The organism is Bacteroides faecis MAJ27 (assembly GCF_900106755.1).
GTDB lineage: Bacteria > Bacteroidota > Bacteroidia > Bacteroidales > Bacteroidaceae > Bacteroides > Bacteroides faecis.
Genome location: NZ_FNNN01000008.1, coordinates 99,580 through 112,490 on the forward strand (window position 1 = coordinate 99,580; position 12,911 = coordinate 112,490).

The 12,911-nt window shown below is 45.8% G+C and carries 8 protein-coding genes; 3 read left to right on the forward strand and 5 right to left on the reverse strand.

Annotated features, from left to right (window positions below; all coding sequences use genetic code 11):
* Positions 1-74 precede the first annotated feature (74 nt).
* The 3 genes from BLW31_RS09105 (at position 75) to BLW31_RS09115 (ending at position 2,624) form a co-directional block, all read left to right on the forward strand.
* Complete coding sequence (locus BLW31_RS09105) at positions 75-992, forward strand: YitT family protein (protein ID WP_008767390.1); 918 nt, start codon at positions 75-77, stop codon at positions 990-992.
* Between the two features lie 46 nt (positions 993-1,038).
* Positions 1,039-1,620 (forward strand): non-canonical purine NTP diphosphatase, encoded by a 582-nt coding sequence (locus BLW31_RS09110; RefSeq protein ID WP_010535902.1) that lies wholly within the window; start codon positions 1,039-1,041, stop codon positions 1,618-1,620.
* 161 nt (positions 1,621-1,781) lie between these two features.
* Positions 1,782-2,624, forward strand: a complete 843-nt coding sequence (locus BLW31_RS09115; RefSeq protein ID WP_022301324.1) for an OmpA/MotB family protein — start codon at positions 1,782-1,784, stop codon at positions 2,622-2,624.
* Between the two features lie 139 nt (positions 2,625-2,763).
* On the opposite strand, the gene BLW31_RS09120 is transcribed toward BLW31_RS09115, so the two are convergent.
* From BLW31_RS09120 to BLW31_RS09140, 5 genes are read right to left on the reverse strand one after another with little or no spacing between them, the layout of a single operon-like run.
* A complete protein-coding gene (locus BLW31_RS09120; protein WP_010535904.1) occupies positions 2,764-4,200 on the reverse strand; it encodes a glycoside hydrolase family 30 protein in 1,437 nt (478 codons plus the stop codon).
* Between the two features lie 9 nt (positions 4,201-4,209).
* Entirely contained in the window at positions 4,210-6,480 is a 2,271-nt protein-coding gene (locus tag BLW31_RS09125) for a glycoside hydrolase family 3 N-terminal domain-containing protein (protein ID WP_010535905.1), read from the reverse strand.
* Positions 6,481-6,530: 50 nt separating this feature from the next.
* Positions 6,531-8,738: a GH92 family glycosyl hydrolase gene (locus tag BLW31_RS09130; protein ID WP_010535906.1), complete on the reverse strand. Its 2,208-nt coding sequence runs from the start codon at positions 8,736-8,738 to the stop codon at positions 6,531-6,533.
* 40 nt (positions 8,739-8,778) lie between these two features.
* Entirely contained in the window at positions 8,779-10,935 is a 2,157-nt protein-coding gene (locus BLW31_RS09135) for an alpha-galactosidase (protein ID WP_022301322.1), read from the reverse strand.
* 24 nt (positions 10,936-10,959) lie between these two features.
* Complete coding sequence (locus BLW31_RS09140; protein WP_029425146.1) at positions 10,960-12,906, reverse strand: sialate O-acetylesterase; 1,947 nt, start codon at positions 12,904-12,906, stop codon at positions 10,960-10,962.
* Positions 12,907-12,911: the final 5 nt, after the last annotated feature.

Consider the following 12,911-nt stretch of genomic DNA (forward strand, 5'->3'; position numbering starts at 1 on the left):
CCGTGCCTGAAAATAGTATAAGAGAATCTTAATACAAGTTCGCACTATACAGATTTAACCAATAATAAACCAAAATGCGCAAACCAGCAAAGGCGGAAATAATGAGAGAGGTGAAAGATTATATCTACATTACTCTCGGATTGATAAGTTATGCTTTGGGATGGGCGGCGTTCTTGCTACCCTACCAGATAACGACAGGAGGTACTACCGGTATCGGGGCTATCATTTATTACGCAACAGGATTTCCTATCCAGTGGTCGTACTTTATTATCAATGCAGTTCTGATGACATTCGCTATCAAGATATTAGGTCCGCGATTCAGCATAAAGACTACTTACGCTATTTTCATGCTGACCTTCTTGCTGTGGATATTCCAAGTGCTGGTAAATAACTACATACAGACACCTGATATGTCTGCTGACGGGAAACCTCTGCTGCTTGGCAGCGGACAGGACTTTATGGCCTGTATCATCGGTGCGGCTATGTGCGGTGTAGGCCTGGGCATTACTTTCAATTATAACGGAAGTACCGGAGGAACGGATATTATCGCCGCTATTGTCAATAAATACAAAGACGTATCGCTGGGAAGAATGATCATGATTTGTGATGTATTCATCATCAGCTCCTGTTACTTTGTATTCCATGACTGGCGCCGGGTAATCTTCGGTTTCGTCACCCTGTTCATCATCGGTGTCGTGCTCGACTGGATTATCAACAGTGCCCGCCAATCCGTCCAGTTCTTTATCTTCTCCAAGAAGTATGACGAAATAGCCGACCGTATCATCAAAGATACAGACCGCGGAGTAACGGTACTCAACGGCACCGGATGGTATAGCAAAAACGACGTAAAAGTACTGGTCGTACTGGCCAAAAGGCGTCAGTCGCTGGATATCTTCCGACTGGTAAAACGTATCGACCCGAACGCTTTCATCTCACAGAGTTCTGTCATTGGTGTATATGGCGAAGGATTCGATCAGTTGAAAGTGAAATAAACAGGTGAATGAATCCGGATAATTCCGCTAAAACAAGAATAAGACAATGAAACGCAAGCTTGTATTTGCTACTAACAATGCTCATAAACTCGAAGAAGTAGCCGCTATCCTCGGGAATCAGATAGAACTGCTCAGCCTGAATGATATCGACTGTCACACGGACATTCCCGAAACAGCCGAAACACTGGAAGGAAATGCCTTACTGAAATCCTCTTTTATCTACAAAAACTATCATCTGGATTGCTTTGCCGATGACACCGGACTGGAAGTGGAAGCACTGAACGGGGCACCCGGGGTATACTCTGCCCGTTATGCCGAAGGCGAGGGACACGATGCTCAGGCGAATATGCGCAAGCTGCTTCACGAACTGGAAGGAAAAGAGAACCGGAAAGCACAATTCCGTACTGCCATTTCGCTGATTTTAGATGGAAAGGAATATCTCTTTGAAGGAGTGATAAAAGGAGAAATCATCCAAGAAAAACGTGGGGATTCCGGCTTTGGTTATGATCCGATATTCAAACCCGAAGGCTACCAACAGACTTTTGCCGAGCTGGGAAACGAAATAAAGAATAAGATCAGTCACCGTGCACTGGCTGTACAGAAACTTTGTGAGTTTCTGCAACGCTGATTTCCCTGCATTATCCGGGAGGCTGCATAACTTGGCATGAAGTAACTTTCAACAAGTAACAGCATCCAAAGTATTTCTTTACCATATGATACAGAGTTTAATAAAAGATTTTTTGTAATCTTCGCAAGAATATTATTTCTTTGCAAAAAAAATAAAGCGTCATGAAGAAAATTGCATTATTTACTCTCCTTACCTTATTATTGTGTACTTCGTGTGTAACGAAAAAGAAGTTCATGATGACAGAAGCCGCACGTATGGCAAGTATCGATAGCTTGCAGAGCCTGCTGACCGATTGCCGTAATACAGGCGACCAGATGTCGGCACAGATCAAGAAGCTCCTGCGTGATACGACACAGATGGGAAACAGTATCCGCCAGTATCAGAGCATGCTCAGCACTAACATGACCGAACAGGAAAAACTGAATGCCTTGTTGAGTCAGAAGAAAAACGAACTCAGCGAAAGAGAACGCACCATCAACGAGCTACAGGACATGATTAATGCCCAGAACGAGAAAGTGAAGCAACTGCTGAACAGTGTGAAAGACGCCTTACTGGGCTTTAGCACTGAAGAGCTGACCGTTCGCGAGAAAGACGGCAAAGTGTATGTAGCGATGTCGGATAAACTGCTGTTCCAGTCAGGAAGCGCCCGTTTGGACAAACGCGGTGAAGAAGCGCTCGGCAAGTTGGCGGAAGTACTGAATAAGCAAACCGACATTGATGTATTTATTGAAGGCCACACCGACAATAAGCCGATCAACACGGTACAGTTCAAAGATAACTGGGATTTAAGTGTAATCCGTGCTACTTCTGTAGTACGTATCCTGATTAAGAATTACGGTGTAAATCCTTTGCAGATACAGCCCAGTGGCCGTGGCGAATATATGCCTGTTGACGACAATGAAACAGCAGAAGGAAGAAGCAAGAACCGCCGTACGGAAATCATTATGGCTCCGAAGTTGGATAAGCTGTTCCAGATGTTACAGACTTCCGAAGAGGCAAAATAAATATTATTTAGGCACGGATTACACGGATGAACACGGTTTTAAGAGATTGAGTATCTAAAAACCGTGTTCATCCGTGTAATCCGTACCTATTTTTTTATAATTCGGTTCGTCCCGTGCGGACGAATACCTTTTTTACCTGTTAATCCACCTTTATCGTATTCAGACAATTGGCTTTCGTAAAGAACCGGAATGACGTGCCTTTCAGCTTTACCGTCACCGTCTTATCCTTGCCTTCCTTCTCCATATACAACAACACGGTACTTCCATCAGGATTTTCGAATGCCAGTATCTCTTTGGCAGAACCTTCCACCGGACGATAGACAGCACCCGGCAACACAAAATGACTGATATGTTTCATCAGATAATACTCATAAGTAAATCTGAACGTTCTTGATTCAGGGTTCACCACCACCAATGAGTTTTGCCTCCATCCCCAACGACTGATTCCTCCTTCTTCAAGGGAAACATTCCAATAATTGTATATCGAAATACCATTGTCCATATAGTGTTTAAGCAAATCCCATGAATGGAGCATGCCGTTCCAGTCGTTGTGTCCGTCACCACATTCCTGCTCAGTCTGCATCAGTTTCATCTTTGGATAATGCCTTCTCACTTCCTTCACCGCATCCTTTCCTGCCCACTGAAAACCGACTGCCTTGACGTACTTCTTCGCGTTAGAATCCTGCAATATGGTGTCTACCAACAGATAGTTTGCACGCTCCATGGTACCGAACATGACATCCACATTAAGCTTCTTCATCTCAGGTCCCAGATAATCACCGACAAAGGAAGCTAATCCTTGTGCCGTCCAGCAGCAACTGGGAAAAATCTGTGCCGAGTTGAACTCATTCTGAGGCATTACACCAAAGATGTCAATCCCTGCCTTTCTGTAAGCCTTAATAAACTTCGAGAAATACAGCGCGTATGCTTTCAGATATTCGGGCTTCAGAATAAACATATCCATTCCTTCCCTTCCCGCACGGTCAGCCGGAAGTCCATTGTCAAACTTCGTATTCTTCAACGAAGGATCACACACGGCACTTGCATAATGTTTGTTATGCTTCATCCAGGAAGGAGGGCACCAGGGTGATGCCCAAACCTTTATATCAGCATTCTGAAGTTGTGCGCTCTTTATAAACGGTATCAGAGTCTCTGTATCGTTTTGTATCGAGAAATTCTTCATCTTAAAGTCACCGTCATTCTCATTGTACGAATACCAGTCACGGGAGAAATCGTTTGCTCCTATCGGCATCCGGCAAATAGTGAAATTGGCTCCATAATTCGGAAGAAAAAGCTCTTTCATTATTGACTCGCGGTCAGCGGAAGGCAACAATCCAAGTGACACCCAGCCCAGTTCATTAAAACATGCCCCGAATCCTTCGATTGTCTGCCCTTTGCCATTTGATACGCTTGCCTCCTCCTGAGTTTCGCCATTCATTGCCTTTGTCCGGTCTGTTACCTCTACCCAGCTGTCAATAGGCGAAGTCACAATTTGCCGGTACGTAACCTTCGGTTGTCCCCATGTCCCCAGAGAGAGGGCAATGAGCACGAAGATATGTTTGTATTTTAACTCCATAAACAGCAACTATTTAACTACAATAGTATTCTTGAAATGAATCCTGTCCGACGAACTGCCGACCTGTATCTCAAACTCTCCCGGTTCTACCACTTTTCTCATATATGCATTGTAAAAAGCCAGTTCGGAAATAGGCAGTTCCAGTGAAACCATTGTTTTTTCTCCCGGTTTAAGGTTGATTTTCTTGAATGCCTTCAATTGCTGGATAGGAGTAGAAATAGAACTGACCATGTCGCGTACATATAGCTGAACGACTTCCTGACCTTCCCGTTTTCCGGTATTTTCCACTTCTACATTCACCATCAGTTTTCCTTTATCAGAGAAGATGGAATCACTCAATGTACAGGTGTTATATTTGAAATCGGTATAGCTCAGACCATATCCGAAGTTGTACAAGGCATACGGTTTCTCAAAGATATAGTGTCCCTTAGGATCATCCGGCGAACCACCCTGGTCAAACCATTGCTCACGGTCAGTGGGATAATAGTTATAATAACAAGGAGTATTACCTGTACTTCTGGGAAAGGATATATTTAAACGTCCCGAAGGATTTACTTTTCCCAGCAGAATCTCAGCCATTGAGTTACCTTGTTGCTCACCCGCGTAGAATTGCACCAATATAGCATCTGCATTTTCCTTTGCCCACGAAAGAACCAACGGTTTACCGGTAATCAGAACTACAATCATAGGTTTACCTGTTGCCTTCACAGCTTTCATCAGTTCCAGCTGCTTGCCCGGAAGCTCCAATGAAGATAAATCAAACCCTTCACCCGAAGTTACTTTATGATCCTTTGCATTACGCCCCAGCCAATAACTGCGCGTACCCACTGCCACAATTGCCAGATCACTCTTTTCCACCATCTTCACCGCATCGGCAATACCCTCTTCATTCTGGCTCCACCAGTCACAGCCGTCCACATGGTTGACCGTTACTTTCTTGCCGAATACATTTTTGATACCTTCATACAAAGATACACATTCGCGATCTTCCGGATTCACCCATGCATAATCTCCGGCAACTCCATGATCTCCGTTCGGTCCTACCACAGCGATCGATTTGTATTTGGACAAGTCCAACGGCAATATATTATTCTTGTTTTCTAACAATACGGCACTTTCATCCGCTACCTTCTTGGCCAGTTCCACATGTTGCTTGTTACGAACGACCTTGCTGACACTCTTCGGATCACCATAAGGATCGTCAAACAGGCCCAGTTTAAACTTAGCCGTCAAAATACGACGAACGGCACGGTCGATATACATCACATCCAGCTGACCTTTCTCCACCTGACCTTGCAAGGTTTCATACGCCGCGTCCCAAACGTCTATATCAATACCAGCCGTCAGAGCCATTTTAGCAGCAGCTTCGGTGCTGGGAGCTGCCATATGGAATGTTTTCAGACGGTCGACAGAACCCCAGTCAGAATATGCAAAACCTTTAAAGCCCAGTTCTCCACGCAGGATATCGGTCATAAAGTAGGAAGAACCCGTCACAGGGATTCCGTCATAAGCGCTATAGCAACTCATGACCGCAACCGGATCGGCTTCTTTGATGACACGAGCGAAAGGATACATATACAAATTACGCAATTCACGCTCACCACCGGCTACGAAAGCACTGTTCAGTCCGCCTGTAGGCGTACCGTGTGCAACGAAATGCTTGGGCATACATCCTACTCCATTCTTCTGGAAACCGCGAACGAAACCGATCCCCATTTCAGATATAAGGTAAGGATCTTCTCCGAAAGTCTCTTCCACACGTCCCCAGCGCAACTCGCGCGCAATGTCCAACACCGGAGACAAGACCTGACGAATCCCCATCACACGTGCTTCTGCCGCTTCGGCTTCCGTCATCTGGCAGATCAAGTCGGGATTCCATGTGCTCCCCTGTGCGATAGCTTGTGGGAATATAGTACATCCGTTCTGCAAAATACCATGAATACCTTCTGCCGAAGTCAGGATAGGAATACCCAGACGGGTCTCGTTTGCCATATATTCATGTATCTTCTGGTATAAATCGGCGGCTTGCTGAGCCGATATATTCATCTCGTGAGCAGTGCCGAAGCTTTCCCCATTATATGTACCTCCAATATTATTGATATCCCAAGTACAACGCTGCTGCAACTGCCCTACCTTCTCGCGCAAGGTCATCCGGCGCAATAAATCTTCAACACGATCTTCGATCGGAGCATTCTTATCTTTATAAATCGGTCGGTCATCGGCCCAAACTACCGAAACGCCCAGACACAAGGCTAAAACTGTCAATTTAATGATTCGCATGTTTATCTGAATTTATTTGAATACAAAAACGATTTCTTTTTATTCTTTGGTTACTTTCCCCAGCCGGACGGTTTCTTTCCCATCTTAAAGACCATCGTACCACCGTTCATTATATCCTGGTGAGTGATGAAGAAATCTTTATGTTTCTTTCCATTCAAAGTTACCGACTGAATGTAGATATCTTCGGGAGACTTACGGATGGTCCGGATATGAAAATCCTTATTTCCTGCCAGTTTCAAAGTACACTCATCCAGAAGCGGAGAGCCGATGATATACCGACCGTCGGCAGGATTGACCGGATAGAATCCCATCGCACTGAATACGTACCATGCAGACATCTGACCGCAGTCATCATTTCCGGCATATCCCGAGGATGTATTGTTATACAACGTATTCAGAATATGGCTGACATACTTCTGAGTCTTCCACGGCTGACCTGCAAAGTTATAGAGATAAGCTACGTGATGGCTGGGCTCATTGCCATGTGCATATTGTCCCACAAATCCCGAAGCGTTATGATTCATCTGTTCGCTCTTATAATTGGAAGTAAAGAACGTATCCAGCTTTTGCTCAAAGGCCTTCGTTCCGCCTGTCAGTTCCATCAAAGCCTGAATATTGTGCGGGACATACCAGAAATACTGCCATGCATTTCCTTCGGTGAACGGATGGCCGCCATTTCCACCGTACTGATAAGGATCGAAAGGTTCGATCCATTCTCCCTTGTCATTCTTGGACTGGAAGAACTTCGTTTTCGGATGGAAAAGGTTACGATAATACTCAGAACGTTTATGGAATCGCTCATAATCAGCATCCTTATTCAGTTTCTCAGCCAGTTGTGCGACACACCAGTCATCGAAAGCCTGTTCCAAAGTGATGGAAACCGATTGAGTCTGAATATTTTCAGGCATAAAGCCATACTTCTCCCACACTTCAAAAGGAGAGTTGGGATGTGAGGTTACCGAACTGTTATACACCGCTTCATAGGCTTTTTCCACATCAATCCCGGGAATGCCTTTTAGGATGGCATCAGTAATCACAGGGATGGAATGGTTGCCGATCATACAGTAATTATCCTGCCCCCATAATTGCCAGATAGGCAGGTAACCGTAGTATTCATACTGGCGTATCATGCTCTTCACGAAGTCAGTCACCCGTTCGGGTTCCAGCAGGGTATAGAGAGGATGGGAGGCACGGAAAGTATCCCACAGGGAGAATGTGGTATAATGAGTTTCATTGTCGCCCACTTTACGGGCTGTATAGTCAGCAGCCATGTATTCGCCATTCACGTCAGACATGATATTAGGCTGTATCATCGTGTGGTAAAGAGCCGTATAGAATATCTCTTTCTGGACTTCCGTACCTTTTATTTCAATCTTTCCCAGTTGCTTTTCCCAATCGGCATCCGCAGCAGCCATATAGCGGTCGAAGTCCCAGTGCGGAGCTTCCTGTTCCATGTTCTGACGGGCATTCTCCATAGAGACGGACGAAAGGGCTACCTTACACGTCAGCGGCTTTCCATTCAGCTTGCCGAAACGGAAGCAGCCATGAAGATTAGTGCCGTTGACCACTGCTGTGTTTTCATGGACACGTCCGCCATCTCTCAAGGTAGAAGTAAGGATAGGGCTTGAAAACTCCATATAGAAATAGATTTTACGCAGTTTCGCCCATCCGGTAATGATACGGTAACCTTCCACTGCATGATCATTCAGAATACGGATCTGAGCATTGATAATCCGGCGTCCCCAACTACCTTTATCTGCCGAATGATCCATATCCAGTATAACTTCCGCATCTTTACCGGCGGGGTATTGATAGCGGTGAATACCGTTTCTCTGAGTAGTGGTCAGTTCTACATTGATATTCTCATCCTTCAGCATTACCTGATAATAACCGGGGCTGGCTTTCTCCTCGTCATGGGTGAATGTGGAAGAGGTGCGTCCGCTACTGGTCGGCATCAATGTAACGTCGATCAGGTCCGAAGCTCCCGTACCACTCAGACGGGTATGGCTAAAGCCAAAAATGGTACTCCGGTTATAGTCATACCCGGAAGCATCGCCCCAGTTGGGCGCTTCACTGGTGTCCGGAGAAAGTTGTATCATACCAAACGGTGAGGTTGCCCCCGGATAATTATTACCCGAGAGTCCCCCATCGATGGTCCCAGTTCCAATAAATGGATTTACATATTTAGTGATTTCCCCTGCCTGCAATGTAGCGAGAGTCAATGAAAATGCACATACACTTAAAAGTAATTTCTTCATGGTTCGTGGTGTTTTTATAAGCTATGTTTCCTATATGCTTTTATTCTGCTGTTATTTCAATGAGACGGCTGTTCAGTTGCTGTGTCGTGAAAAGATCCAGTCCGACATTCATCAGATATTCTCCGGAGAAAACCTGATCGTTGCCTTTGAGTGAAGAATTGCTGCCCGGCATCATATTGATTTCTTTCACACGATACATTTTGTTGATATCCAATCCTTGCAGGCGGACAGGCAATGTCTTTTCGGCATAGCGCGGATGGATGTCGAACGCAAATACAGCAGCCGTTTTCTTGTCTTTTCCTACAAACATGGAAGAGGTATGATTGCTTCCGTAAGGAGAAACGAGACGATACATATCGCCTTCCAAAATGACCGGTTTCAGGCGATTGTAGTTCTTCACAGCCTGATCGCAGTACAGATGTTCATTCTGGTTCATATCCTCCAGTTTGATGTCGAAACCTAACTTGCACATCATGGCCACATCGGTACGGAACTTGATGCTGGTTCCACGATTCCAGGTAGTGACGTGGGCACACAGCGTCTTACTCGGGAATACCTGCGAGTACCCCCATTGTATAAACAGGCGCTCGATAGGATCGGTATTGTCGCTCGGCCAGAACTCTGTGAAATACTTCAATGCTTCATAATCGGAGCGTCCGCCGCCACCGGCACACAGCATCATCGGAAGATCGGGATATTTAGCCTTGATCCTATCCAATACCTTGTAGAGTCCACGCACATAATCGATATACAGATGAGACTGCTTATCTTTCAGATACACCGAATAGATATTGGTTATCGGACTGTTGCAGTCCCACTTAAAGAAGGCGATGCCGGGATATTTAGTCATCAGGTTATCGACCACGCCAAATACATGATCCTGTACCTTCGGGTTACTGAGGTCGAGTACCATCTGGTTACGGAAGTAATATTCGTCACGGTTGGGCAGGTGAATCACCCAGTCCTTATGTTTCTCGTAAAGCTCGCTTTTCGGATTCACCATTTCCGGCTCTATCCATATACCGAACTTGATACCTTTCTTATGCGCCTCTTCCACGAGACGTCCTACTCCGTTCGGCAGTTTACCGGCAGTTTCTTCCCAGTCGCCCAGACCCTGATGGTCACTGCTACGGGGATACTTGTTGGCAAACCAGCCATCATCCAGCAAGAACATGTCTACCCCCAGTTTGGTAGCCTCATCCATCAGACCGATCAGTTTGTTTTCATCAAAATCGAAATAGGTAGATTCCCAGTTATTAAGTAAAGTCATACGTGTTTCGTTCCCTTTCTTCACCTGGTGATTGCGCGCCCAGTCATGGAAGCTACGGCTTGCCTCTCCTTTTCCCTGCGTGCTGTACGTGAAATAAAAGTCCGGAGTGCGGAACACTTCCTTTGCGGGCAGACTGTATTCCGAGTCATACGGATTGATTCCGCTGATTATACGCAGTTCGTTCTTGTTGTCTACTTCGAAAGTAAAACGGAAGTTGCCAGTCCATCCGATGGTTCCTACCAATACTTCTCCGGCATTTTCCTGCGAAGGATTATCAAGAGCCAGTTGGAAGAAAGGGGAAACAAACATATTGGCGCGTGCACCCAACTTGGTATCGATTACTTTCTTACCGAAGGCAAGCTCTCTTTCAGTCACATTGGCCTCGTGTGCCCAGTCACCGGAAAACTCGGTCAGGAAATACTTGCTACTGTTCAGGTGAAGCATCGAAGAAGCATACTTACTAAGTATGACAGGCTTCTTCTCTTCGTGGCTGATTTCAGTGAATGTACGGATAATATTCTCTTTGTCATAAGCTACATAATGCAGCTTTACGGTAACAGGATATTTATCATCTTTAAGGGTAATCACCGTCTCGTTGATTCCGTTGCCGGTGTTATTGCTCGAATGATCTACGTATTTCAACAGCAGTGAAGAGTTGTAGTCGTTATGGCGTATGTGAATAGCCGGTTCAAAGTAATCTTCCATACCATGAGTCAGATATGCCTCGGTTCCTTGTGGCAGATACTGGATATCAGAGTCGTGGTGAAGCTTTTTGCCTAAGTATTTCTGATACAGACGTCCGTTATCAGCTACCTGATAGATAAGGCTGGTCCGTTCAGTTTCTATTTTGATAAGCGGCTTGTCAGAAGCCTGCAAAAGAGAAAAAGAACTCAAAAGAAAAAAAAGTAAGAATGCTTTTAATTTCATTGTGTACATTATTATGGTTTATATTTATTCTCTGGTACGGAACGGAGGGACGGGAAGCCCGCTCTTGCCATATAGGTTGCAGACCGGATTATCTGCCCACGCGTAGCAGGCTGCCGTCGGTATTTCTATCCGGTCGGACTGCAGAATGACTTCTTTTCCGCGAATGGTAGCCTGTGCCGGAACAAATTTTCCGTCCGGACCTGCCAGTATAAAGCCTTTCGGCTCACCTTCCCTAGCTACAATTTCCTGATCGAAGCTAAGAATCAGCGTACGTCCCGAAATACGGTATCCCTGATAAGCGGGAACTTCGTACGTACCTTTGTTGTAAGTCTTTGCCAATGCCGCTTGCGCCAGTCGTCTTCCTACCTCCTGCTTGTTCTTCGGGTGGATATCATAATCTTCACCAAGATCGATAGCGCATGCCATACCTGTATTGGGCAAATGCAGCGCATGTGCCTGCGCATCACGGAGAGCCGCCCATTTAGAGTCCGGCTGCACTTCTTCCGGTTTCAGATAATTGGCCAACTGCACAAAGTAGAACGGAAAATCCTGCTTCCATGCTCTTCTCCAGTCTGTAATCATTGACTGGAACAGTACTCTGTATTGTTCATCAAATCCTACGTTATTCTCTCCCTGATACCAGATAGCTCCTTTGATAGGAAAGACTGTAAAAGGGTGTATCATTGCATTGTAAAGTACAGTTGGGTAGCAGGATGTCGGCCATCCGGTTCCTTCGGGAGACAAAGGTCTGGAAGGTGCACCAGTCATCGACACACCGATATGATAGTTCCAGTTGCCTGCCAGGGAAATCTTTTTGCCGTTCGCTTCCATGTACATCTGCCGGGGTTCTCCGTGTATACCGCCTTCGCCGCCATAATCGATGGCACGTATGGTGATCACTCCTCTGCCTGCCTTTGCCAATGCTGCGGGAATCTGATAAGCACGCACCGTATTACATCCCGATGTTCTTCCGATTTCCTTACCGTTAAAGTAAGTAATATCATCATCGTCGATCATGGCCAGATGGAAGGTAATCTCCTTACCGTTCCAGTCAGCAGGTATTTCCACTTCTTTCTGGAACCAGACGGTACCGTCAACATTCAGTCCGCGAGTTTCCCAATAGGCGGGCAGTTCCATCGGTTTCCATTCATTCCCAGTCTGAAGGGCTGATATCCATTGTGGAGTTCCGTCTTTTAATCCGGGGTCCTTAGCATCAAACTGCTGAAGCCATTCGTCCATTTCCCGGTGATAAAGTTCGACAAGCTTCTCTCTCCGGAAACCTGCGCTTTCCATTTCGGCCATCTTTTTCTGGAATCCCATGACCTGCTTCAATGTCTGATGACTTGTCCACGATTCGGCAGGTGTCCCACCCCACGTACAGTCAATCACCCCGACAGGTATATTCAGCTCTTTCCACAATTTACGGGCATAGAAATAAGCAACAGAAGAAAATTCCGGCACAGTAGCGGAACTACATTCCTGCCAGCCGTTCATATTCATTTCTACGTTTTCCTGCGGAGAGAAAGCTACGGTTTTCTTCACTTGCAACAGGCGGATAGAGGGATAGTCAGCATCTGCCACTTCCTGCTCGTAGTTCATTACTTTTCCCCATCCGGCAACAGGCATTTCCATATTCGACTGTCCGGAACAGATCCATACTTCGCCCGACAGGACGTTGTTCAACACCAGTTTCTCCCCATCCGAGACAGTTATCTGATAAGGTCCTCCGGCAGACGGAGTCGGGACTTCTATCGTAAAATGACCGTCGGCTGCCGCTTGGGTCGTATATTTTTCATTATTCCAGCTCACCTTTACGGTCACCTGTTTACCGGCCTTCGCTTTTCCCGGTAAAGTCAGCCGGCTGTTTTGCTGAATGACCATATTATCGGTAAAAAATGAGGGTAGTGTAACCTTAGCCTGCGCAAAGGCCGCCACACATAACGATAAGAGTGTTAATTGGTATTTTTTCATTTTTC

What these genes read in the sequence shown, in the direction of transcription:
- BLW31_RS09105 (WP_008767390.1), top strand. Translation starts at nt 75, where the DNA reads ATGCGCAAACCAGCAAAGGCGGAAATAATGAGAGAGGTGAAAGATTAT.
- BLW31_RS09130 (WP_010535906.1), bottom strand. Translation starts at nt 8,738, where the DNA reads ATGAAGAAATTACTTTTAAGTGTATGTGCATTTTCATTGACTCTCGCT.
- BLW31_RS09120 (WP_010535904.1), bottom strand. Translation starts at nt 4,200, where the DNA reads ATGGAGTTAAAATACAAACATATCTTCGTGCTCATTGCCCTCTCTCTG.
- BLW31_RS09125 (WP_010535905.1), bottom strand. Translation starts at nt 6,480, where the DNA reads ATGCGAATCATTAAATTGACAGTTTTAGCCTTGTGTCTGGGCGTTTCG.
- BLW31_RS09135 (WP_022301322.1), bottom strand. Translation starts at nt 10,935, where the DNA reads ATGAAATTAAAAGCATTCTTACTTTTTTTTCTTTTGAGTTCTTTTTCT.
- BLW31_RS09140 (WP_029425146.1), bottom strand. Translation starts at nt 12,906, where the DNA reads ATGAAAAAATACCAATTAACACTCTTATCGTTATGTGTGGCGGCCTTT.
- BLW31_RS09110 (WP_010535902.1), top strand. Translation starts at nt 1,039, where the DNA reads ATGAAACGCAAGCTTGTATTTGCTACTAACAATGCTCATAAACTCGAA.
- BLW31_RS09115 (WP_022301324.1), top strand. Translation starts at nt 1,782, where the DNA reads ATGAAGAAAATTGCATTATTTACTCTCCTTACCTTATTATTGTGTACT.